Here is a 20,579-nt window from a genome sequence, read left to right on the forward strand (position 1 = left end):
ACATGACGCAACACCTGTTATCCACCGGAGCAGACTACGCACAGCTGGCCGCGCGTTTTCGGCCGATCTTCGCCGAAATCGCCGCCGGGGCGGTGGAGCGAGAGCTGTCGCGCACGCTGCCGCATGAACCGATCCGTTGGCTGAAAGAGGCGGGGTTCGGCAAGGTGCGCCTCCCGCGTGAAAAGGGCGGCGACGGCGCTTCGTTGCCGCAGCTGTTCGAACTGCTGGCCGAACTGGCGGAGGCGGACTCTAACCTGCCGCAGGCGCTGCGGGCGCATTTCGCCTTCGTGGAAGATCGGCTGAACGCGCCGGACGGCCCGGAGCGCGATCGCTGGTTCGAACGCTTTCTCGACGGCGAGCTGGTCGGCAGCGGTTGGACCGAGATCGGCGGCGTGAAGCTGGGGCAGGTCAATACCCGGGTAACGCCACAGGCCGACGGCTGGTCGCTCAACGGCGAGAAATTTTACAGCACCGGCAGTCTGTTTGCCGATTGGATCGACGTGTATGCCGAGCGTAGCGACAACGGCGGCCCGGTGATCGCTTTGGTGAACGTCACCCAGCCGGGCGTAGAGCGCGACGACGACTGGGACGGATTTGGCCAACGCACTACCGGCAGCGGCACCACGCGTTTTATTGATGCGCAGGTCGAGCAGGCGCACGTCTACGCCTTTGCCGAGCGCTTCCGTTACCAAACTGCGTTCTATCAGCATGTGTTGCTGGCGACGCTGGCGGGGATCGGCCGCGCGGTGCTGCGAGACGTCGGCGAGGGCGTGAGGCAACGTAAAAGGATCTATAGCCACGGCAACGCCGGTTGGGTGAAGGACGACGTGCAGATCCAGCAGGTGGTGGGGCAAATCAGCGCCTGGGCCTATGCGGTTGAGGCGACGGTGCTAAAAGCGACTTCCTCGCTGCAGCAGGCTTACGAGGCGCATCGATCCGGCGATGAAGCGCTGCTGCAGGCGCTTAACGTGACGGCGGAACTGGACGCCGCCAGGGCGCAGGTCATCGCCGGGGAGTGGGTGCAGCGCGCCGCCGGTGAATTGTTCAATGCGCTCGGCGCTTCAGATACCCGTACCGGCAAGGCGTTGGATCGCCACTGGCGCAATGCGCGCACGCTCTCTTCACATAATCCGGTGATCTACAAGGCGCGCAATATCGGTGACTGGGAAATTAACCGCCATACGCCGACCTTTATCTGGCAAATCGGCAGTGGCGGTTGAGGCCGGGGCTATTCCGTCCAAACCTGCGTGCTGCGCGGGCTGTCCATCTGATAATCCGAATAGGGGCGGGTGAAGAACTCGCGCCCCAACTCGCGGGCGGCCTGCAGCGGGTTGCGCGGATCGCGGGCGATCTCAGCGCGCTGGTTGCCGGCGCCGTGCACCAGCCCGACGAAGGCGGAATGGGTGTAACGGCTGAACTCCTGGATCTGATGCACGATGCCCAGAGCCGCGCCAGGATAAGTTTCTTCCGACGCCACCGCCAGCCCGATGCGTTTGCCGCTCATGCGTTGGTGCACCTGTTCCGCCTGAGGGTAGGCGTTGGAATAGAAGCTGAACGAGCGATCGAAAAAGGCCTTGGTTTGCGCCGACATGCCGTACCAGTAAATCGGCGTGCAAAATACCGCGCCGTCGGCCGGCAGGAAGTGCTCCAGGAACAGCTCGGCGTAGCGATCGCCCGGCGGCGGCGTATGGCGTTCATCGCTCAGAAAACCGCTCAGGTAATCATCGAGAAAATGCAGGCTGGCGACGGTGCCGGCTTCGGCGGCGCCCGCCAGGATCGCCTGCGCCAGCGTGGCGCTGTTGCCGTCGCGGCGCGGGCTGCCGACCAGCACCACCAGACGTTTGGATTGATGAGTTGTATTCATGTCATGTTCCTTGGTGTGAAGTGGATTCAGTCCTACTCTAGAAACAAGCACCGGCAGGCGACAAATGACGGCTTTTCTGCCAGGATGAAATCAACTCATCTCAAGAGGTTTCGCCATGTTCGCCACGCTGCCCGTCAACGCACTGCGCACCTTTGAATCCGCCGCTCGCCTGCGCAGTTTCAAGCTGGCGGCGGCCGAACTGGCGGTGACGCCGACGGCGATTTCGCACCAGATCAAAGCGCTGGAGCAACAGTTGGGGTTTGCGCTGTTCGAGCGGGTGCCGCGCGGCGTGCGGCTGACACCGAAGGGAGAAACCCTGTTTGCCGGGGTGCACGGCGCGCTGCTGGACGTCGCCGCCACGCTCGAGGGTCTGCGGCCGCAGCCCAGCACCGGATCGCTGTGCGTCTCGGTCACGCACTCTTTCGCGGCGCTGTGGCTGGTGCCGCGCCTGGGGCGTTTCTACCAGGCGTACCCGCACTATCTGGTGCGCCTGGAGGCCTGCGCCGAGGTGATCGATCTGCAGCAGGACGCCAGCGTGGACGTGGCGGTGCGCTACAGCCGCGCGCATTATCCCGCGTTGCATCAGACGGCGCGCCTGGAGGAAAGCTTTGGCGTCTATGCCGCGCCGGGGCTGGCCGCCGCTCCGCCGGAAAATCCGGTGCTGATCACCGTCAAATGGGGAGATTCGGCGCTGTACGACAGCGGCTGGCATGACTGGTGCCGGGCCGCCGGCGTGGACTGGTGGCAGCGCCATGCGGCGATGCGCAGCTATCACGAGGAACATTACGCCCTGCAGGCGGCGGTGGCCGGGCAGGGGTTGGTGCTCGCCAGCTCGGTGATGGTGTCCGAGATGGTGGACAACGGTCTGCTGGTGGCGTACCGGCCGGAGGTGCGCGTTCCGGGTGCCGCGTACAGCGTGTTGTGCGCGCCGGGACGCGAGCGGCACCCGCCGGTCAGGGCGTTTCTCGCCTGGCTGCAGCAGGAACTGCCGCAAGGCAATGGCACGAAATAAAAGTTTTACCGTCCTAAGCTGTGGGAATATCAGCGAACTTTTGTTTTTACTTCACTGCGAGAACCTATCATGAGCCAGCCAAGAACCTCCGATTACCCGATTGACGCGCAATTTATCGAGCGCTGGTCGCCGCGCGCGATGACCAACGACGCCATCGACGATCAAACGCTGCTGAGCTTCTTTGAAGCGGCGCGCTGGTCGCCTTCGGCCTACAACATTCAGCCGTGGCGCTTTGCCTACAGCAAGCACGGCTCCGACAGCTGGGAGAACTACCTGGAGTTCCTGATCGACTTCAACCGCGGCTGGGCGCAGCACGCCTCGGCGCTGGTGGTGATCGTCTCCAAAACCACCAGCTTGAACGGCGAGCGGCTGGTGGACAACCCGACCCACGCGTTCGACACCGGCGCAGCCTGGGCCAACCTGGCGCATCAGGCGCACCTGAAAGGCTGGCTGACCCACTGCATGAGCGGCATTCACCACGACAAGATCAAAGCGGCGTTGCAGCTGCCGGACGACTATGCGGTGCACGCCATGGTGGCGATCGGCAAACCGGGCGACAAAGCCCGCCTGCCGGATTTCCTGCAGGAAAAAGAGGCGCCGTCGGGCCGCCTGCCGCTGGGCAATACCGTCAGCGAAGGGCTGAATTTCACGCTGTGATTGCCCGCGTTCTCGCCGAGGCCCGCTTGGCGGGCCTTTTTTATGCGGCGAGTAAAACTTTGGGAGTATGTTCGCGTTCGCTTATTCGCTGTATATTTTGTTATATAGCGATTGCGTAATGAGGAGGAACCCGTGGGAGATCATTTTGGCAAAGGGTTGTTGGCGGGGTTAAAGGCGGAGAACCTGAAGCCGGAGGCGGAGCTGTCGCGCTTTTGCTCCGACTACAAGCGCGGCTTCGTGCTCGGCTATGCGCACCATTTAGCGCAGCGCTGCGGCGACGAGAACCGGGCGGCGTTCGAAGCCGGTCAGCTGAGCCGTGCCTATGGCCTTGGCAGTGAGCCGATGTGCGAGTTCTTTTCCGGCGGCGACAGCCGGCTGGCGGAGAAGTTTTTCCGCGCCGGCTATAACCGACCGGCGCAGGGGTAGCGCAGACGAGCCGTCAGGCGGCGCTCAGCACCGCCACCATATACACGCACGGTTGGTCGCTCTGGTTTTCAAAGCGGCAGTCCGCCGGTGGGCCGAGCTCCAGACAGTCGCCTTCGGCCATTTCATGGCGCGCCTCACCCTCAAGAAAGACCAGCTCGCCGGATAAAACCCAGATCAGCTGACGTTTGAACGCGTACACCGAAGCCGGCATCGGGATCGCCGCGCCGGCCGGCAGTTCAATGCGCACCAGATCGAGCGGCAGATCGGTACGCGGCGACACGTGGCGCCGCACGTAGCCGCTCTCCGGATCGACCCAGACCGGTTGATCTTCCCGGCGCAGCAGCCGGCCTTCCTGCGTTTCCGCCCGGGCGATCAGCTTGGACATGCTGAGGCCGAACGCCCCCGCCAGCCTGCCCAACAGCATCGCCGTCGGGCTGCTCTCGCCGCGCTCGATCTTATGAACCATCGCCCGTGAGACGCCCGCCCGTTCGGCCAGATCGGACAGCGACCAGTGGCGCGCCTCGCGCTCAATGCGAATGCGTGCGCCGATCAGCTGATTTAGATTGTCTAATTTAATATTCATATCGTAGTATTATAGTGGACAATTGGCCGGGGTAAACCATGATTATACGAAATGCGACGCTCAACGATAGCGCGGCGATTGCCGCTATCTATAACGACGCGGTGTTGAACAGCACCGCCATCTGGAATGAACAAACCGTGGATGCGGCCAACCGCGCGGCGTGGATCGGCGAGCGGCAGGCGGCAGGTTACCCGGTGCTGGTGGCGGTGAACGGCGCGGACGAGGCGATCGGCTACGCGTCGTTCGGCGATTGGCGCGCCTGGGACGGCTATCGCCATACCGTAGAGCACTCGGTGTATGTCCATCAGGCGCATCGCGGCGCCGGGATTGGCAAGGCGCTGTTGATCGCCTTGATTGCACGGGCGCGGGAGATCGGCAAGCATGTGATGGTGGCCGGCATCGAATCCGGCAATCAGGCGTCGATTAAGCTGCATCTGGCGCTGGGGTTCCGCGACGTGGGGCGCATGGAGCAGGTGGGCGCCAAATTCGGCCAATGGCTGGATCTGACGTTCCTGCAGCTGACGCTCGACGAGCGGGTAGCGCCGCCGACGCGCTGACCCCGGGAGGCAGGGCGATGAATATGCTGTTACTGCTGATCGCGGCGGGGATGGGGCTGGTGGTGCAGAATCTGTTGATGGTGCGTATTACCGAAAGCGTTTCGACCATCCTTATCACGCTGGTGATCAACTCCAGCGTCGGTTTGTTGCTGCTGGTGGGGTTGCTGCTGGCCAAAAACGGCCTCGGCGCGGTGGCGGAAGTGACCGGCGCCGCCAGGTGGTGGATGCTGTTACCGGGGCTGCTGGGATCGCTGTTCGTGTTCGCCGGCATCCTGGGCTACCAAAAACTGGGCGCGGCGGCCACCATCTCGATCCTGGTCGCCAGCCAGCTGTGCATGGGGCTGCTGGTGGACGTCTACCACGCCGGCCCGGCGGCGCTGCGCGAGAATCTGCCGGCGCTGTTCGGCGCCCTGCTGCTGGTGGCGGGCGCTTATCTGGTGGCGAAACGCAGCTTTTGACGGCGGCTGACATGCAAAAAGCCCGCTCAGGTTTCCCTGAGCGGGCTTCTCTAAATATGGCTCCTCTGACTGGACTCGAACCAGTGACATACGGATTAACAGTCCGCCGTTCTACCGACTGAACTACAGAGGAATCGTGTGAACGGGGCGAATAATAGCGGGGCGGTTGCGGCTTGTAAAGCGCGAAAATGCCCGATGCGTCCGTTTGCTGCAAGATTACCCAACCTGCTGCTTTTTCTCGCTTTTATCGCTTATCCCGCGCGCAGCACCGCCGGGTTGCCCGTTGTTTGGCGCATTTGCCTGCCGATGGTGCAACGCCTGCCCTACGTTGTGGCGCGCGCCGTCCGGCGAACGGCCGTTTGCCGCCGTGTATCCCGCCTCCGTGGCCGTTTACCGACTCTGGCCCGGATCTTGCTGCGCTTGAATAACCGGATTTCGGCATTCTCAATTTAGCGGCTCGCTGGAGGCACTATGAATTTCAGACGTCTGAAGTACTTCGTGAAAATCGTCGATATTGGCAGCCTGACCCAGGCGGCGGAAGTGTTGCACATCGCCCAGCCGGCGCTCAGCCAGCAGTTGGCGACGCTGGAAGGGGAACTGAAGCAACAGCTGCTGATCCGCACCAAGCGCGGCGTACAGCCGACCGAGGCCGGCAACATTCTCTATGCCCATGCGCAGACCATTCTGCGCCAGTGCGAGCAGGCGCAGAGCGCGGTTAACAGCGCCGGACAGGCGATGAGCGGCCAGGTGTCGCTCGGGCTGGCGTCGGGCAGCACCGCGGCGCAGCTGGCGCTGCCGTTGCTGCAGACTCTGCGCGATCAGCAGCCGGGCATCCTGCTCAGCCTGCATGAAAACGGCGGCACGACGCTCACCGGGCAGGTGGCTAACCAGACGCTGGACATGGCGATGGTCTACGGCGCCAAGATGCCCGCCGGGCTGCACGCCATCGCATTGATGCGCGAAGATCTTTATCTGGTGGCGACGCGCGCGGTGCCGCATCCCGGCAACAGCGTCGAGCTGCTGGACGTGGCGCGGCTGAACCTGTTCCTGCCGCGCGAGGGCGATGCGGTGCGCAACCAGCTGGAGGAGGCGATGGCGCTGCGCAAGCTGGCTGCCAACGTGGTGGGGGAGATCGAATCCTCGGGTGCGTTGAGCGCCGCGATCGCCAGCGGGCTGGGGGCGACCGTGCTGCCGGAATCGGTGGCGCGCGCGATGATCGGCCCGGCCAAGGCCTGGATGGCGCGCATCAATGCGCCGACGATGTCGGTGCCGCTGGCGCTGTGCATGTCGGGTCAACAGGCGCTGTCCGCCCCGGCGCTGCTGGTCAAAGACCTGCTGCTGTCGATCGCTGGCGGCCGCAGCCAGGAAAAACGCGCACTGGCACTGGTGCGTTGAGGAAAAAACGGCCCGCCGCAGCGGGCCTGAGCACCGTTACCGGAACGGCGGTTCGTTGAAGGTGCGCAGCTTGCGCGAGTGCAGACGATCGCCCTCGGCGCGCAGCAGATCGATGGCGCAGATGCCAATCTGCAGGTGCTCGGAGATCGCCCCTTCGTAGAAGCGGTTGGCCTGGCCCGGCAGTTTTATTTCACCGTGCAGAGGTTTGTCGGAGACGCACAGCAGCGTGCCGTACGGCACCCGGAAGCGGTAACCCTGGGCGGCGATGGTGGCGCTCTCCATATCGACCGCCACCGCGCGGCTGAGGTTGAAGCGCCGCGCCGAAGCGGAGTAGCGCAGCTCCCAGTTGCGATCGTCGGTGGTGACCACGGTGCCGGTGCGCAAACGCTGTTTGACCTCTTCACCGGGCATGCCGCTGACCATCTTGGTGGCGTCGTACAGGGCGCGCTGCACCTCGGCGATGCTGGGGATCGGGATATCCGGCGGCAGCACCGCATCCAGCACGTGGTCGTCGCGCAGATAGGCGTGGGCCAGCACGTAATCGCCGATCTTCTGGCTTTCGCGCAGGCCGCCGCAGTGGCCGATCATCAGCCAGGCACTCGGGCGCAGCACCGCCAGGTGATCGCAGATGGTTTTGGCGTTGGACGGCCCGACGCCGATGTTGATCAGCGTGATCCCTTGGCCGGTGCGCGAGATCAGGTGATAGGCCGGCATCTGGTGGTTTTTCCACGCCAGATCGGACACCGCCTGTTCGGGCGCGCTGGTTTCCGGCGTGATGTAGGTGCCGCCGGCGCTGGAGAGCGCGATGTACGGGCTGGCCGGATCGGCGATCTGCGCGCAGGCCCAGCGCACGAACTCGTCCACATAGCGGGTGTAGTTGGTGAACAGCACGAACGGCTGGAAATGCTCCACCGGGGTGCCGGTGTAGTGCCGCAGACGCGCCAGCGAGAAATCCGCGCGCAGCGCATCGAAATGCGACAGCGGGAAATGGTTGTCGGTGGTGTGATACAGGCCGTCGGCGGTCTCGTCACCGATCTGCGCCAGCTCGGTGGTGGGGAAATGCTGCGCGATACCGGCGCTCATTGAGCGATCGAGCGCCAGGCTGGAGCCGTCGATCACATAAGGGAACGGGATCTCCTGTTGCGACGGCGCCACTTCGATATGGGCGGCGTAGTCGTGTTCCAGCATCGCCAGCTGTTCGGCCAGATAGTGGCGGAACAGCTGCGGCCGGGTCACGGTGGTGCTGTAGCTGCCGGGATGGGTAAAGCGGCCGAAGGCGCGGGTTTTGTTTGGGCCGGATTGCTGCCCGTCCCAGCTGACGCGCAGCTCGGGATACACGAACAGCCCCGCGGCGCGCGCCTGCGCATTCGGCAGGGTGCCGTGGTTGATAAAGTCGCTGACCGCCTGACGCAGCGCGTCTACCGCGGCGTCATACAGGGCTTCCAGTTGATCGAGTGCCTGATCGGCGCTGAGGCCGCTGCGAGGTGGGGCATAGCTCATACTTTCTCCTTCGATGTCCCGGCTCTGGCGGGATTGGCGGCGTTTCACCGTCACAGGTTAGCCGAAGAAGTGCGTAAAAGCTTGGTCGAAATGACGGGCGCGGCAAAGAAAACGCCGCGCCCGTAGCGTGCCGGGGGTCAGGAGGCGGGCGCGGCCGCTTCGACCTTCAGCGACACCAGCCCGATGCCCAGCTTCTTCGGCGTGAAGCCGCCGCTGGCGCTCTCTTTCGGCTCGGTGGGGGCCGGCGGGGTAATGCTGATCTTCTGCGCGCCGCGCGGGTTGTCGAAGCGCAGGGTGACGGTGCTGTCCTGCTCGCCGAGCGACACGAAGCGCTCTTCGTCGCCGACGCGCACCGAAATCGGTTCGCCGACGTTGTTGCCGTAGGCGCGGGCGCGCAGCACCAGATCAAAGGTCTTCGGCAGCGGGTCGACGTAATCGATGTCGACCGCCGGCGCCAGGTTGGCGTCGGACCAGCGGCCCCACTCCTCGACGGCGGAAACGCCGGTAATGGCTTTCACCTGTTCCGGCAGGCCGGGCAGCATGAACTCGATGGCGTCCGCCCGGTATTTCACCGCCGCGTCGTCCACCTGCAGGCGAGCGACGGCGTTTTGGTAATCGGCGACGCTGTCCGTCGCCGGGCCGGTGAAGTTCACCTTGCCGTTGAAGCGTTCGCCGCTGGCCTGCGCGATCTGCGGCGGCGAGGCCAGGGTGCCGGAGGCCACGCAGATGTCGGTGCTCCGCGCCAGCTGCGGCGCCCAGACCCGGCCGATCTCGTAGCATTTATCGACCCAGACGAATTTCTCCCCCGCGCCCAGCCCGGCCAGCTGTTTGCGCAGCGGGGTGGAGAGGTAGACGTTGAACATCGGTTCGATGCGGTTGTCGCCCACCCGCAGGATGAACGGCACCTTGTAAGTGACGCCGGAGAAGCTGAAGCTGCGCTGGCGCGTGTCCACGCTGTAGTCGCTGATGCGGTTCGGCAGGCCCCACTGGTTGATCACCGCCGGTTTCCAGCCGTTAATTTTCTCTTCGATATTCAGGAACACCGTAGACAGCGACGGCGCCGACAGGCTGCTGCGGCCGAGGCCGATGTAGTTGTCGCCGCCCATCACGTCCAGCACCGTGGCGCCGTTGTCCAGCGTGCTGCGCTTCTCGTTGCGCTGCTCCGCCTGCGGCCGGGTGCCGTCGATGATGAAGAACAGGTTGCGGCGCTTCTGTTTGGTCAGGATGTCGTAGGCGGTGTTGTTCATCGCCAGATGATCGGAGGACACCACGATCACGGTGTTGCTGAAATAGGGCGAGCGTTTGATTTTGTCGATCAGCGCGGCGATGTGTTGCTGGCTGCAGGCCACCGCGCTCAGCGAGCGGTTTTCCTTGTTCTGCCAGGCGTAACTCTTCTTGCTGCAGCCGGCGGAGATAAAGCCGTCCGGGTGATGGGTATCGACGGTCAGGGTAAACAGCGAGAACGGCTGGCGCTGTTTGGACAGCTCGACGAACTTGCCGTACACCACGTCCAGCACGCTGTCGTCGTACCAGCCCCAGTCGTTTTTGTAGCTCGGATCGGCGACCTGTTCGCGCAGCTCTTTGAAGCCATAAACGTGGTCGAAGCCGTGGGATTTCAGGAAGGTGTCTTTACCGGCGAACGCCAGCTCGGCGCCCTGATAGAAAGAGTTGCTGTAGCCGGCGGCCTTCAGCACGTCGCCCAGGCAGACGTTCTCCGGGTAGAAGGTGGAGACCGCGCTGGAGGCGTTGCCGTCGAAGGGCGCGAACAGCGGAATGCCGCACTGTGAGGCGACCATGCCGGCGATGGTGTAACCGGTGCCCGGCAGCTGTTGGGTGTTGCTGAAATCGATGCTGTCCGCGCGCAGGGCGTTCAGCTCGTCGGCCAGGCCGGGAAACAGCTCGGTATCGAAGTAGGTGCGCTCCAGGCTCTCGGCATAGATGTACACCAGGTTCGGCCGCTTGCCCTGCACGGTCTTTTTCGGCGCCTTGTAGTAGGTGGTGAAATCGGCGGTATCGCCGACGATCTGGCTCTTGACCAGCAGCGAGATGTCCTGAAATGCCGGGGTGGTGCCGACCGAAAACAGCGCCAGCAGCACGGCGACGAGGCTGTAGGCCACGCTGCTGCCTTTGGCTTTGCGGCGCAGCAGGCTGCGGGCCAGCACCGCGAAGATAAGCCCCAACGCCGCCAGCAGGCCGATGAACGGCAGCACGTATTTGCTGATGCCCGCGCCTTTGAGGCTGCTGGTGACGGTGTAAATCACCGCGTCGGTGATGCCGTCGCCGGTGAAGTAGTTGCTGGCGATCAGGATGACGTTCAGCACCAGATAGCTGCCGAGCAGCGTCAGCAGAATGGCGAACCACCAGCGGTTGGCGGCGGCCCGGGTGCGATAAATCAAAATCGACGCCAAAAAGAGAACAAAAGAAACGACTGCTAAAACCATCCGCCAAACCCTGTCTGATTGAAAAAACGTTGCTGCCCTGGTCTGCGCCGCCGACCGTGCCGCGGCGCGAAAAGTGAAGGGTATAGCCTATTGCCGGCGGCGGAACAACGCGCGATCTCCCGCTACGGCCGACGAACGGCGGCTATTGTACATTTTTATGACAATAGTGTGACGTTAATCACGCCGACGGCGGCCTCGGCGGCGAAAGCTTGCTGGTCGGAGGTTTCGCTCTACGCTTAATGAGCGCCACGACGGTGCGCCCATCAGCCCTTCACAGGAGGAAGTATGCAGACGATTCCCGCCGCGGTACTCGACGATCTGGCCCCGCAAGGCGTGTTGCGCGCGGCGATCAACTACGGCAATCCGGTGCTGGCGCAGGCCGGGGCCGGCGGTAAACCGCAAGGCGCTTCGGTGGAGCTGGCCGCCGCGCTGGCCCAGGAGCTGGGCGTGGCGCTCGAACTGGTCACCTATGACGCGGCGGGCAAGGTGTTTGCCGACCTGGACAGCGGCGCCTGGAACCTGGCGTTTATGGCTATCGAGCCGGTGCGTGCGGCGCAAATCGCCTTCAGCGAACCCTATGTGATCATCGAGGGGACTTACCTGGTGGCGAACGACGCGCCTTACTTTGAGGTGGCGCAGCTCGACCGGCCGGAGGTGCGCATCGCGGTCGGCCAGGGGGCGGCGTACGATCTGTTTTTATCGCGCACGCTGCAGCAGGCGCAGCTGGTGCGGGCGGCAACCTCCGCCGAGGCGATCGCGCTGTTTTTCGAACGGGGGCTGGAGGCGGCGGCCGGCGTGCGTCAACCGCTGCTGGCCGCCGCGGCCGCCCATCCCGGCTACCGGGTGCTGGACGGGCATTTCACCGCCATCCGCCAGGCGATGGCGGTACCGCGGCAAAAAACGCAGGGCGCCGCCTACGTGAACGCGTTTATCGAACGCTGCAAGGCCAACGGGCTGGTGAAGGCGGCCTTGCAGCGCAGCGGCCAGGGCGAGGTGACGGTGGCGCCGCCGGCCGCCTCGGCGTGATCAGTCGAGCTCCACCGCGTACTGTTCCACCGGGGTGATTTTCTTGATCAGCTTGTTGTCGAACAGGAACTGTTCGTAAGCCTGGTAGCGCGCGCGATCCAACTTGGCCGGATCGCGGGCGAACAGCGGCAGGCTGGCTTGCCACGCCTGTTTGTTCAGCTCGGTATTCAGCTCTGGGTGCGCCTTGGCGAATGCCAGCCAGGTGTCCTGCGGGTGGGCGTGCAGGTAGTCACTGCCTTGCTTCAGCGCGGCGAGAAATTTGCGGATTTTCGGCTCGTTCACCGCATCGCGGTTGGCGACGATGATCAGCTCGTCATAGGCCGGCACGCCGTAGTCTTCGACGTTGAACACCACCGGTTCTTTACCCTGTAGCTTCAGCTCCAGCGCTTCGATGTTGCGGTAGCCGCCGATCACCGCATCGACCTGGCCCGCCAGCAGGGCGCTGGTCAGCTGGAAGTTGACGTTGATAAGCTTGATGTCCTGCGGCTTGAGGTGCTCGTGTTCGACCATGGTGGCCAGCGTCGCCTGTTCGATGCCGCTGACCGAGTAACCCACCGTTTTGCCCTTGAGATCCGCCGGCGACGTGATGTTTTTGTCCAGCGCGATCACCGTATTCAGCGGCGTGTTGATCAGGGTGCCGACGCGCATCAGCGGCAGGCCCTGATCGGCGAAGAAGTGCAGCTGCGGCTGATAGGTAATGGCGAGGTCGGCCTGTTTGGCGGCCACCAGCCGCGGCGGCAGCGCCGGATCGGACGGCGGCACGATCTTGACGTCCAGCCCTGCGGCCTTGAAGGCGCCGATCTGCTCGGCCACCATAATTGGCGCGTGATCGGGGTTGATGTACCAGTCGAGCACCAGCGTCAGCTTCTCGGCCGCACCGGCCTGGCCGGTGAGGGCAGCGCCCAGCAGCAGTCCGCAAACGGTTTGTTTGATCATGGTCGTTCCTTTATCCCTGGTTATGGTTGCAATCATCAGTCGTTTTCCGGCGCCCAGGCGATCAGACGCCGCAGCAGCGCATCCACCGCGGCCCACAGCAGCACGGTCATCAGCACCAAAATAAACAGCGCGGCGAAGCAGACGTCGGTCTGCATGCGCGCGTTGGCGTTCAGCATCACGTAGCCCAGCCCTTCGGCCGAGCCGACCCATTCGCCGATGATGGCGCCGATCGGCGCGACGGCGGCGGCCATGCGCAGGCCGGAGCCGAAGGCCGGTAGCGCCGCCATCAGCCGCACGTGCCGCAGCTGCGCCCAGCGCGAAGCGCGCATCGTGCGCGCCAGATCGAGATAGTCGTTGTTGACCCGGCGCAGCCCGTCGAAAAAGGCCGACACTACCGGGAAGAAAATCACCAGCACCGCCATCGCCACCTTGGCGCTCATGCCGAAGCCGAACCACAGCACCAGCAGTGGCGCCAGGGCGAACACCGGTATCGCCTGGCTGGTGAGCACCAGTGGCATCAGCCAGCGCTGCAGCCGCGGCGAGAAGATCATGCACAGCGCCAGCGCCGCGCCGAGCAGCACGCCCAGCACCAGCCCGCTGACGATCTCCGAAGCCGTGACCAGCGTGTGCCAGGCGAGATAGCCGCGCCCGTCCCACAGCGCCTGCGCCACCGCGCCCGGCGTGGGCAGCAGAAAGGCCGGAATGCCGCTTTGCGCCGCCAGCCACCACAGCAGCAGCAGGCCAGCAAACACCGTCAGCCCACGCCGCAGGCGGGTGAGGCCACGCTCTTCGGCAATCTTCATTGCGCGGCCCTCACCAGCTGTTGCAGCAGCTCGGCCTGGCTTTTCAGCAGGTCGGCGTCATCCGGCGCGCGCGGCGGTTGCCCGCTGATACGGTGGGTATCGTCGAGGCCCAGCGGCCAGGGCGACAGTACCAGCAGCCGGTGGCTCAGGCGGCAGGCCTCCATCGGATCGTGGGTGATCAGCAGTACGGTATTTTGCGCCAGCAGCTCGGCGGCCAGGCTTTGGATCTCGGCGCGGGTAATGGCGTCCAATGCGGAGAAGGGTTCGTCCATCAGCACGATCGGCTGGCGTTCGTAGAGCGTGCGGGCGATGGCGGCGCGCTGGCGCATGCCGCCGGACAGCGCGGCGGGCAGGCTGCGGCCATGCGCGGCCAGGCCTACGCGTTCGAGCAGATGCGCCACCCACGCCCGATCCGCCACTTCGCCGCGCAGCCGCGAGCCGAGGGCGACGTTCTCTTCGACGGTCAGCCACGGGTAGAGCAGGTCTTTTTGCCCCATGTAGGCGATGCGCCCGGCGATCGGCAAACCGTCGCTGCCGGTCACCGTACCCGAACTGGCCTGCGCCAGGCCGGCGATGATCTTCAGCAGGCTGGTTTTGCCGGCGCCGCTGGCGCCGAGCAGGGCGACGAAGCTGCCGCCGGCGATGTCGAAGCTCAGCTGGTCGAAGACGATTTGCTGACCGAAACGCAGGCTGAGATCCCGCACCTGGATGCCGGGTGGGAGAAGCGGGGAGGTCATGAGGCGTTCAGCCCCATCTGCCAAAATGCCGATTCCAGCTGGGTGGCGGTGGTGAAAATCTGCGCCAGCTCGGTGAAGCGGCCTTGTGCGCCGCGCTGGTGGCCGACGGTTTCCAGCAGTTCGATGGCGGCACGCACGCCGGCCAGATAGCCCTCGTCGCCGTAGTTGCGGATCCAGGAGGCGTAAGGATTGCCCTCCATCTGAGTGGCGGGATCGTGCAGCAGCCGCAGGCCGATTTCGGCATAGCCGGCCACGCAGGGCAGCAGGCCGGCCAGCAGATCGAGGGCGTCGCCGGCATGGCCGATATCCAGCACGTAGCGGGTGTAGTTCATGGTTTCCGCCGCTTCCGGCTGGGCGGCGATCTGCGCTTCGCTCAGCCCCCATTCGGCGCAGTAGGCCACGTGCAACGGCAGTTCGGCGACGATGCCGTTGAGCGAGGCGGTGGCGGCGCGCATCTCCGGCAGGGTGCGTAGCTTGCTGACCAGCAGCGCGTAGGCGCGGGCGAAGTGCAGCAGAAACAGATAGTCCTGGGTCAGGTAGCGGCGAAAAGCGCGTTCAGGCAAGGTGCCGGCGGCCAGCTGCTGCAGAAATGGATGATCGACATAATCTTGCCAGTGGCTGCCGGCATGGTGGCGCAGCCGGCCGTAAAGACCGCTTTCGAACAGGGTGGTGATGGACATGGGACCTCCTTGAGTCAGTGGAGATCCGGGCACGCTGGGGTATGAACAGGCAACGGGTGAGAGCGTTGTTGCCTAACCGTCCCTTCGCTGGCATGACCCAGATCAGGTTCAAAGGGTTCGGCTTGCGCCATCTCAGCCCGTAACAGGACACCCCTCGGAGCTGCTTGTTATACGACATTTGTTTTTTGATTACAATCGCCGGGCGGTGCGGCGGCAATCGGTTCGTTTAGTGCGATCGAGGGTGATTTTGCTGGCGCAAGGCGCGCGGTTTTTGTCACTGTAGGCCCATGTTTTGCCTCTGAGGATGATGCCCGATGAAAAAGATTGGTTTTCTCTCGTTTGGCCACTGGTCGCCTTCCGCCCAGTCCGGCACCCGTTCCGCGGCGGATGCGCTGCTGCAGTCCATCGATCTGGCGGTCGCCGCCGAAGATCTGGGGGCGGACGGCGCCTATTTTCGCGTGCACCACTTCGCGCGCCAGCTGGGATCGCCGTTCCCGCTGTTGGCCGCCATCGGCGCCAAAACCCAACGCATCGAGATCGGCACCGGCGTGATCGACATGCGCTATGAAAATCCGCTGTACATGGTGGAGGACGCTGGCGCGGCGGATCTGATCGCCGGCGGGCGGCTGCAGCTCGGCATCAGCCGCGGCTCGCCGGAGCAGGTGATCGACGGCTGGCGCTATTTCGGCTATGCCCCGGCCGACGGCGAAACCGATGCGGACATGGCCCGCCGCCATACCGAAGTGTTCCTGGAAGCGCTGCGCGGCGAAGGGTTCGCCGAGCCCAATCCGCAGCCGATGTTCCCGAATCCGCCCGGGCTGCTGCGGCCGGAACCGTTTTCCGCCGGGCTGCGCGACCGCATCTGGTGGGGCGCCGGCTCCAATGCCACCGCCGTCTGGGCGGCGAAGCTCGGCATGCACCTGCAAAGCTCGACGCTCAAGAACGACGAGACCGGCGAACCCTTCCACATCCAGCAAGCCAAGCAGATCCGCGCCTACCGCGCCGCCTGGCAAGAGGCCGGCCACACGCATGAGCCGCGGGTTTCCGTGAGCCGTAGCATCTTCGCGCTGGTGGATCAGCGGGATCGCAACTACTTCGGCGGCAGCGGTAAGGAAGGCGACCAACTGGGGTATATCGATGCGCAAACCCGGGCGATCTTTGGCCGCAGTTACGCCGCAGAACCTGACGCGTTGATCGAACAGCTGGCGCAGGACGAGGCCATCGCCGAAGCGGATACCTTGCTGCTGACCGTGCCTAACCAACTGGGCGTGGATTACAACGCCCACGTTATCGAATCGATTTTAACCCATGTCGCGCCGGCGCTCGGCTGGCGCTAAACGGAGGAGCTGGATGTCACGCATTTTCATTACCGGCTCGGTGGACGGGCTGGGCCGCGCCGCCGCGCAAACGCTGTTGGACGAAGGGCATCAGGTGATTCTGCATGCGCGTGAGCCCGGCCGTCTGGACGCGGTGCGCGATCTGCTGGATCGCGGTGCACAGGCGACGATCGGCGATCTGTCCGATGTGCAGCAGATCCGGCAGCTCGCCGAGCAGGTCAATCGCCTCGGTCGCCCGGACGCGGTGATCCACAATGCCGGTATGTTTACCGGACCGCAGGTGATGCCGGTGAACGTCATAGCGCCCTACCTGCTGACGGCCCTGATCGAACGCCCCAAGCGTATCGTCTATCTGAGCAGCAGTATGCACTTTGACGGCGTGGCGGAACTGAACGGCGTGGATTGGCTTGGCGGCGCCGCAGGCTCTTATTCGGACAGCAAACTGTTCGTCACCGTGCTGGCCGCCGCCGTGGCGCGCCTGTGGCCTGACGTGATCAGCAGCGCGGTCGATCCCGGTTGGGTGCCAACCAAAATGGGCGGCGCGGACGCGCCCGACGATCTGGCGCTGGGGCATGTGACGCAGGCGTGGCTGGTGAGCAGCGATGAACCGCAGGCCCCGGCGTCCGGCGGCTATTGGCACCATCAGCAGCGCCTCGAACCCCATGCAGCGGTACACGACGAGGCGTTTCAAACGGCGCTGCTGGCGCAATTGGCGCGCGCCGGCGGGGTGAGCTTGCCGCAGGTTTGAATGGCTATTCCTTCCAGGCCCGTCGAGGTTATCGGCGGGCTTTTTTATGCCCGCAGGGTGAACCCGCGGCGCTTTTCTTATACAGTGGTTGTCTGGCCTGTTTTGCTCTTTCTTGTAATTATCGCCATGCATACATTCCTGATTATCGTCCCTGAAGGGGGCATGCTGTTCGAAGCGGCGGGCATCGCCGATATCCTGATGCAGGCTAATCGCCTGAGTTCCGCCGAGACGCCGCTGTATCAGATCGCGGTCGCCACTACGCAATCTCACCGGGTGGTGCACGGCCTGTCCGGGCTGAGCCTGTTGGCTGACCATCGCCTGGCGGATCTCGATCCGGCCCAGCCGCGCGATACCGTCATTGTTGCCGGCAAGGGGGCAACCGAAGAAGAGGGCGCCCTGGTGGCGGATTGGCTGCGCCGCGCGGCGCCGCAGACGCGCCGTATCGCTTCCGTTTGCGGCGGGGCTCTGCTGCTGGCCGAAGCCGGATTGCTGGACGGGCGGCGGGCGACTACCCACTGGCGGCTGGCGGAAACGCTGCAGGCGCGCTTCCCGCGGGTGCAGGTTGAAAACGGCCCGATCTACGTGCAGGACGGGCCGATTTGGACCTCCGGCGGCGTCAGTTCCGGCTTCGATCTTACGCTGGCGCTGGTGGAGGATGATTACGGCTTCGTGCAGGCGCGCGAAGTGGCGCAGGATCTGGTGATGTTTCTGCGCCGCCCCGGCGGGCAGGCGCAGTTCAGCCGCTACCCGCTCAACCAGGCCAAATCGCCGGGCCCGATCCGCGACCTGCAGTCCTGGATCCTGGAAAACCTCGCCGACGATCTCAGCGTCGAACGGTTGGCCGAACGCGTGGCGATGAGCCCGCGCAACTTTACCCGCGTATTCACCCGCGAGACGGGCATTTCTCCCGCCAAATTCGTCGAAGAAGGCCGGTTGCATACCGCCAGGCAGCGCCTGGAGCAGAGTGCGCAAGGCATCGAGCAGATCGCCCTGGCCACCGGCTTTGGCAACGGCCTTAACCTACGGCGGGTGTTTGAGCGCAAACTGCAGCTGACCCCGAGCGAATACCGCGAACGCTTCCATGCGCGCAATTTGGCGTAAATTGATCGGTAAACGTCATTTACGCCGCCTCGGGGCAGGGCTAGAGTCGAGGCAAAGCCCAAAACGAGGAGTGCATCATGGTGAGAGTAGGCATTAATGGATTTGGCAGGATCGGACGCAACGTGCTGCGCGCGGCGCTGGGGCGCAGCGATTTTGAAGTGGTGGCGATCAACGATCTGACGGACAGCAAAACGCTGGCGCACCTGCTGAAATACGACACGCTTTCCGGCACGCTGGCGGCCAGGGTGGAAGCCGGCGACAACCAGCTGCTGCTGGACGGCCGGCCGATTCAGGTGTTTTCGCAGCGCGATCCCGCCGAGATCCCCTGGAGCAGCGTGGGCGTTGACGTGGTGATCGAAGCGACGGGCTTCTTTACCGACAAGGCCAAGGCGGAAGTGCACATCACGCACGGCGGCGCCAAGCGGGTGATTATCTCGGCGCCGGCCAAGAACGACGACATCACCATCGTCATGGGGGTTAACGACCAGCTCTACGATCCGGCGCTGCATAAAGTGGTCAGCAACGGCAGCTGCACCACTAACGGGCTGGCGCCCGCCGCGCAGGTGCTGCATCAGGCGTTCGGCATCGAATACGGGCTGATGAACACTACTCACGCCTATACCAATAGCCAGGCGCTGCACGATCAGCCGGAAAAAGATCTGCGCGGCGCGCGGGCGGCGGCGGAATCGATCGTGCCTTATTCCAGCGGCGCGGCCAAGGCGCTCGGCAAGGTGATCCCGGATCTCGACGGCAGGTTGACCGGTTACTCGCTGCGGGTGCCGGTGCCGGTCGTCTCGATCGTCGATCTGACGGTGACGCTGAAACGCCCGGCGACGGTGGAAGAGATTAACGCCGCTTTCCGCGCGGCGGCGGCATCCGGCCCGCTGAAAGGGATCCTGGGCTACAGCGATGAACCGCTGGTGTCGAGCGACTACCGGGGTGATGCGCGTTCGTCGATCATCGACGGGCTGTCCACGCTGGTGATCGGCGGCAATCTGGTGAAAGTGCTCGCCTGGTATGACAACGAATGGGGCTTCTCCAATCGGTTGGTCGATCTGGCGCTGCTGATGGAAAAACGCGGGCTGTAAACGCCCCATAGCAAAAAGCCCGCTTAATTTTCCTTAAGCGGGCTTCTCTAAATATGGCTCCTCTGACTGGACTCGAACCAGTGACATACGGATTAACAGTCCGCCGTTCTACCGACTGAACTACAGAGGAATCGTGTGAACGGGGCGCATGATATCCAGCGGCCCCGGGTGTGTCAACGCTAAATTGCCCCAGGCGGTGCGACTGCTCGGTATCTGAGCAATAAGCCCGTCAATCAGCCCATTGCGCGTCGTTTTCCACCTGGCCGCGCAACAGGCGCGCCAGCGGATCCTGGCGGTAGAAGCGGCAAAAGTGCTGATACAGCGCCGGGAAGCGTTCGGCCAGCAGCTCGGGAGCGCTGAAGAAATACTCCGACAGCACGGCGAAGCACTCGGCCGCATCGGTGGCGGCATAGGCATCCATGCTGGCGGCCTCTTCACCGACCATGTCGATCTCGTCCTGCAGGCTTTCCATCGCGGCGTGCAGATCGTGCTCCCAGGCGGCCACCTCGCGCAGTGGGATCGGCGGTACGCCGGTGGCGACGCCGCCGTTGCGCATATCCAGCTTGTGCACCGCTTCGTGGATCACCAGATTGAAACCAGAGAGATCGAAAGAGTCCTGCACGTCTTGCCAGTTGAGCACGATCGGCCCCTGTTCCCAGCTTTGGCCGGACTGTACCACCGGCCCCGAGTGCACCAGGCCGATCTCGTCCTGCCATTCGTCTTCCACCACGAACGGGGTGGGGTAGAGCAGAATTTCGTTGAAGCCGTCGAGGCACTCCGCGCCGAGTTCCAGCACCGGCAAGGCGAACAGCAGGGCGATGCGCGCCTGCATTTGCGAGGTGAGCTGCAGCCCCTGCAGCGGCACGATGCGCTTTTGCTGCAAGATCTGCCCGGCAACGGCCACCAGCCGCTGCTGCTCCTGCTCATTCAGCGGCGAGAGCAGCGGGATCGCCAGCGCGTCCTGCCACTGGGCCTGAGTGTCTGCCTGGGGTTGAGAGGGTTGAGTCGCTTTCCACGGCCATTTAATCATCAGGTTGCTCGTAAAGTCGTCACTTGAACGTTCAGCGGTGTGCTAATGCTGTAAAAATGCCGTAAAAGCGGGCATGATAGCAAGCGTTGTTAGGAGAGATGCCGGAGCGGCTGAACGGACCAGTCTCGAAAACTGGAGTAGGGGCAACTCTACCGGGGGTTCAAATCCCCCTCTCTCCGCCACTTTACCCCTCGTTGTTC

21 protein-coding genes, 3 tRNA genes and 1 riboswitch are annotated in these 20,579 nt (G+C 64.1%); of the genes, 13 read left to right on the top strand and 11 right to left on the bottom strand.

The window, feature by feature from the left end; all coding sequences use genetic code 11:
- Window positions 1-2 precede the first annotated feature (2 nt).
- Window positions 3-1,220, top strand: a complete 1,218-nt coding sequence (locus ACJ8HA_RS02155; protein WP_049203556.1) for an acyl-CoA dehydrogenase family protein — start codon at window positions 3-5, stop codon at window positions 1,218-1,220.
- An 8-nt stretch (window positions 1,221-1,228) separates the two neighbouring features.
- Here ACJ8HA_RS02155 and ACJ8HA_RS02160 read toward each other — a convergent pair whose 3' ends face one another.
- Window positions 1,229-1,864 (bottom strand): flavodoxin family protein, encoded by a 636-nt coding sequence (locus ACJ8HA_RS02160; protein WP_442515172.1) that lies wholly within the window; start codon window positions 1,862-1,864, stop codon window positions 1,229-1,231.
- Between the two features lie 115 nt (window positions 1,865-1,979).
- Here ACJ8HA_RS02160 and ACJ8HA_RS02165 point away from each other — a divergent pair, with 115 nt between their 5' ends.
- The 3 genes from ACJ8HA_RS02165 to ACJ8HA_RS02175 all read left to right on the top strand — a co-directional run bounded on the left by ACJ8HA_RS02165 (window position 1,980) and on the right by ACJ8HA_RS02175 (window position 3,959).
- A complete protein-coding gene (locus tag ACJ8HA_RS02165; RefSeq protein WP_264383641.1) occupies window positions 1,980-2,876 on the top strand; it encodes a LysR substrate-binding domain-containing protein in 897 nt (298 codons plus the stop codon).
- A 69-nt stretch (window positions 2,877-2,945) separates the two neighbouring features.
- On the top strand, window positions 2,946-3,533 hold the full coding sequence (locus tag ACJ8HA_RS02170) for a nitroreductase family protein (protein ID WP_049208748.1): 588 nt from the start codon (window positions 2,946-2,948) through the stop codon (window positions 3,531-3,533).
- A 132-nt stretch (window positions 3,534-3,665) separates the two neighbouring features.
- Window positions 3,666-3,959, top strand: coding sequence for a DUF2623 family protein (locus ACJ8HA_RS02175; protein WP_049207145.1), 294 nt, complete (start codon window positions 3,666-3,668; stop codon window positions 3,957-3,959).
- A gap of 13 nt (window positions 3,960-3,972) precedes the next feature.
- Here ACJ8HA_RS02175 and ACJ8HA_RS02180 read toward each other — a convergent pair whose 3' ends face one another.
- Entirely contained in the window at window positions 3,973-4,542 is a 570-nt protein-coding gene (locus ACJ8HA_RS02180) for a helix-turn-helix domain-containing protein (RefSeq protein ID WP_025303413.1), read from the bottom strand.
- Window positions 4,543-4,580: 38 nt separating this feature from the next.
- On the opposite strand from ACJ8HA_RS02180, the gene ACJ8HA_RS02185 reads away from it, so the two are divergent.
- Both ACJ8HA_RS02185 and ACJ8HA_RS02190 read left to right on the top strand, forming a co-directional pair.
- Window positions 4,581-5,099: a GNAT family N-acetyltransferase gene (locus ACJ8HA_RS02185; protein ID WP_043143185.1), complete on the top strand. Its 519-nt coding sequence runs from the start codon at window positions 4,581-4,583 to the stop codon at window positions 5,097-5,099.
- A 17-nt stretch (window positions 5,100-5,116) separates the two neighbouring features.
- Window positions 5,117-5,557: a DMT family transporter gene (locus ACJ8HA_RS02190; RefSeq protein ID WP_442515173.1), complete on the top strand. Its 441-nt coding sequence runs from the start codon at window positions 5,117-5,119 to the stop codon at window positions 5,555-5,557.
- Between the two features lie 57 nt (window positions 5,558-5,614).
- Here the strand turns inward: ACJ8HA_RS02190 and ACJ8HA_RS02195 are convergent.
- Window positions 5,615-5,690 (bottom strand) — tRNA-Asn (locus tag ACJ8HA_RS02195).
- 338 nt (window positions 5,691-6,028) lie between these two features.
- Here ACJ8HA_RS02195 and nac point away from each other — a divergent pair.
- A complete protein-coding gene (gene nac / locus ACJ8HA_RS02200) occupies window positions 6,029-6,952 on the top strand; it encodes a nitrogen assimilation transcriptional regulator NAC (RefSeq protein ID WP_043139985.1) in 924 nt (307 codons plus the stop codon).
- Window positions 6,953-6,988: 36 nt separating this feature from the next.
- On the opposite strand, the gene ACJ8HA_RS02205 is transcribed toward nac, so the two are convergent.
- Window positions 6,989-8,452 (bottom strand): AMP nucleosidase, encoded by a 1,464-nt coding sequence (locus ACJ8HA_RS02205; RefSeq protein ID WP_197759114.1) that lies wholly within the window; start codon window positions 8,450-8,452, stop codon window positions 6,989-6,991.
- A 137-nt stretch (window positions 8,453-8,589) separates the two neighbouring features.
- Complete coding sequence (gene opgB / locus ACJ8HA_RS02210) at window positions 8,590-10,893, bottom strand: phosphatidylglycerol--membrane-oligosaccharide glycerophosphotransferase (protein ID WP_442515174.1); 2,304 nt, start codon at window positions 10,891-10,893, stop codon at window positions 8,590-8,592.
- Between the two features lie 285 nt (window positions 10,894-11,178).
- Here opgB and ACJ8HA_RS02215 point away from each other — a divergent pair, with 285 nt between their 5' ends.
- Complete coding sequence (locus tag ACJ8HA_RS02215; RefSeq protein ID WP_089181065.1) at window positions 11,179-11,919, top strand: transporter substrate-binding domain-containing protein; 741 nt, start codon at window positions 11,179-11,181, stop codon at window positions 11,917-11,919.
- Here the strand turns inward: ACJ8HA_RS02215 and ACJ8HA_RS02220 are convergent, their stop codons facing one another.
- From ACJ8HA_RS02220 to ACJ8HA_RS02235, 4 genes are read right to left on the bottom strand one after another with little or no spacing between them, the layout of a single operon-like run.
- Window positions 11,920-12,855 (bottom strand): ABC transporter substrate-binding protein, encoded by a 936-nt coding sequence (locus ACJ8HA_RS02220; protein ID WP_043139999.1) that lies wholly within the window; start codon window positions 12,853-12,855, stop codon window positions 11,920-11,922.
- 35 nt (window positions 12,856-12,890) lie between these two features.
- Window positions 12,891-13,658: an ABC transporter permease gene (locus ACJ8HA_RS02225; protein ID WP_043140003.1), complete on the bottom strand. Its 768-nt coding sequence runs from the start codon at window positions 13,656-13,658 to the stop codon at window positions 12,891-12,893.
- Entirely contained in the window at window positions 13,655-14,395 is a 741-nt protein-coding gene (locus tag ACJ8HA_RS02230; RefSeq protein ID WP_442515175.1) for an ABC transporter ATP-binding protein, read from the bottom strand. Before ACJ8HA_RS02230 ends, ACJ8HA_RS02225 begins: the two co-directional genes overlap by 4 nt.
- Window positions 14,392-15,075: a TenA family protein gene (locus tag ACJ8HA_RS02235; protein WP_043140011.1), complete on the bottom strand. Its 684-nt coding sequence runs from the start codon at window positions 15,073-15,075 to the stop codon at window positions 14,392-14,394. Before ACJ8HA_RS02235 ends, ACJ8HA_RS02230 begins: the two co-directional genes overlap by 4 nt.
- A gap of 62 nt (window positions 15,076-15,137) precedes the next feature.
- A riboswitch (TPP riboswitch) is annotated at window positions 15,138-15,240 on the bottom strand.
- A 149-nt stretch (window positions 15,241-15,389) separates the two neighbouring features.
- Here ACJ8HA_RS02235 and ACJ8HA_RS02240 point away from each other — a divergent pair.
- The 4 genes from ACJ8HA_RS02240 to gap all read left to right on the top strand — a co-directional run bounded on the left by ACJ8HA_RS02240 (window position 15,390) and on the right by gap (window position 19,349).
- The gene (locus ACJ8HA_RS02240) at window positions 15,390-16,412 is read left to right on the top strand and encodes an LLM class flavin-dependent oxidoreductase (protein ID WP_025303399.1); all 1,023 of its coding nucleotides are present in this window, start codon (window positions 15,390-15,392) and stop codon (window positions 16,410-16,412) included.
- 13 nt (window positions 16,413-16,425) lie between these two features.
- Window positions 16,426-17,160 (top strand): SDR family NAD(P)-dependent oxidoreductase, encoded by a 735-nt coding sequence (locus ACJ8HA_RS02245; RefSeq protein WP_442515176.1) that lies wholly within the window; start codon window positions 16,426-16,428, stop codon window positions 17,158-17,160.
- 126 nt (window positions 17,161-17,286) lie between these two features.
- On the top strand, window positions 17,287-18,261 hold the full coding sequence (locus tag ACJ8HA_RS02250; RefSeq protein WP_043140017.1) for a GlxA family transcriptional regulator: 975 nt from the start codon (window positions 17,287-17,289) through the stop codon (window positions 18,259-18,261).
- A 77-nt stretch (window positions 18,262-18,338) separates the two neighbouring features.
- Window positions 18,339-19,349 carry a type I glyceraldehyde-3-phosphate dehydrogenase gene (gene gap / locus ACJ8HA_RS02255; RefSeq protein ID WP_025303396.1) on the top strand — a complete coding sequence of 337 codons (1,011 nt, stop codon included), beginning with the start codon at window positions 18,339-18,341 and terminating at the stop codon, window positions 19,347-19,349.
- 54 nt (window positions 19,350-19,403) lie between these two features.
- On the opposite strand, the gene ACJ8HA_RS02260 is transcribed toward gap, so the two are convergent.
- A tRNA-Asn gene (locus ACJ8HA_RS02260) sits at window positions 19,404-19,479 on the bottom strand.
- Between the two features lie 99 nt (window positions 19,480-19,578).
- Complete coding sequence (gene mtfA, locus ACJ8HA_RS02265; protein ID WP_025303395.1) at window positions 19,579-20,379, bottom strand: DgsA anti-repressor MtfA; 801 nt, start codon at window positions 20,377-20,379, stop codon at window positions 19,579-19,581.
- A gap of 92 nt (window positions 20,380-20,471) precedes the next feature.
- Here mtfA and ACJ8HA_RS02270 point away from each other — a divergent pair.
- A tRNA-Ser gene (locus ACJ8HA_RS02270) sits at window positions 20,472-20,561 on the top strand.
- Window positions 20,562-20,579 lie beyond the last annotated feature (18 nt).

The sequence above is a fragment of the Serratia sp. CY33802 genome, assembly GCF_052169095.1.
Taxonomy (GTDB): domain Bacteria; phylum Pseudomonadota; class Gammaproteobacteria; order Enterobacterales; family Enterobacteriaceae; genus Serratia; species Serratia bockelmannii.

Coding starts and splice junctions, on each gene's coding strand:
- ACJ8HA_RS02155 (WP_049203556.1), top strand. CDS start 3: ATGACGCAACACCTGTTATCCACCGGAGCAGACTACGCACAGCTGGCC.
- ACJ8HA_RS02160 (WP_442515172.1), bottom strand. CDS start 1,864: ATGAATACAACTCATCAATCCAAACGTCTGGTGGTGCTGGTCGGCAGC.
- ACJ8HA_RS02165 (WP_264383641.1), top strand. CDS start 1,980: ATGTTCGCCACGCTGCCCGTCAACGCACTGCGCACCTTTGAATCCGCC.
- ACJ8HA_RS02170 (WP_049208748.1), top strand. CDS start 2,946: ATGAGCCAGCCAAGAACCTCCGATTACCCGATTGACGCGCAATTTATC.
- ACJ8HA_RS02180 (WP_025303413.1), bottom strand. CDS start 4,542: ATGAATATTAAATTAGACAATCTAAATCAGCTGATCGGCGCACGCATT.
- ACJ8HA_RS02185 (WP_043143185.1), top strand. CDS start 4,581: ATGATTATACGAAATGCGACGCTCAACGATAGCGCGGCGATTGCCGCT.
- ACJ8HA_RS02190 (WP_442515173.1), top strand. CDS start 5,117: ATGAATATGCTGTTACTGCTGATCGCGGCGGGGATGGGGCTGGTGGTG.
- nac (WP_043139985.1), top strand. CDS start 6,029: ATGAATTTCAGACGTCTGAAGTACTTCGTGAAAATCGTCGATATTGGC.
- ACJ8HA_RS02205 (WP_197759114.1), bottom strand. CDS start 8,452: ATGAGCTATGCCCCACCTCGCAGCGGCCTCAGCGCCGATCAGGCACTC.
- opgB (WP_442515174.1), bottom strand. CDS start 10,893: ATGGTTTTAGCAGTCGTTTCTTTTGTTCTCTTTTTGGCGTCGATTTTG.
- ACJ8HA_RS02215 (WP_089181065.1), top strand. CDS start 11,179: ATGCAGACGATTCCCGCCGCGGTACTCGACGATCTGGCCCCGCAAGGC.
- ACJ8HA_RS02220 (WP_043139999.1), bottom strand. CDS start 12,855: ATGATCAAACAAACCGTTTGCGGACTGCTGCTGGGCGCTGCCCTCACC.
- ACJ8HA_RS02225 (WP_043140003.1), bottom strand. CDS start 13,658: ATGAAGATTGCCGAAGAGCGTGGCCTCACCCGCCTGCGGCGTGGGCTG.
- ACJ8HA_RS02230 (WP_442515175.1), bottom strand. CDS start 14,395: ATGACCTCCCCGCTTCTCCCACCCGGCATCCAGGTGCGGGATCTCAGC.
- ACJ8HA_RS02235 (WP_043140011.1), bottom strand. CDS start 15,075: ATGTCCATCACCACCCTGTTCGAAAGCGGTCTTTACGGCCGGCTGCGC.
- ACJ8HA_RS02240 (WP_025303399.1), top strand. CDS start 15,390: ATGAAAAAGATTGGTTTTCTCTCGTTTGGCCACTGGTCGCCTTCCGCC.
- ACJ8HA_RS02245 (WP_442515176.1), top strand. CDS start 16,426: ATGTCACGCATTTTCATTACCGGCTCGGTGGACGGGCTGGGCCGCGCC.
- ACJ8HA_RS02250 (WP_043140017.1), top strand. CDS start 17,287: ATGCATACATTCCTGATTATCGTCCCTGAAGGGGGCATGCTGTTCGAA.
- gap (WP_025303396.1), top strand. CDS start 18,339: ATGGTGAGAGTAGGCATTAATGGATTTGGCAGGATCGGACGCAACGTG.
- mtfA (WP_025303395.1), bottom strand. CDS start 20,379: ATGATTAAATGGCCGTGGAAAGCGACTCAACCCTCTCAACCCCAGGCA.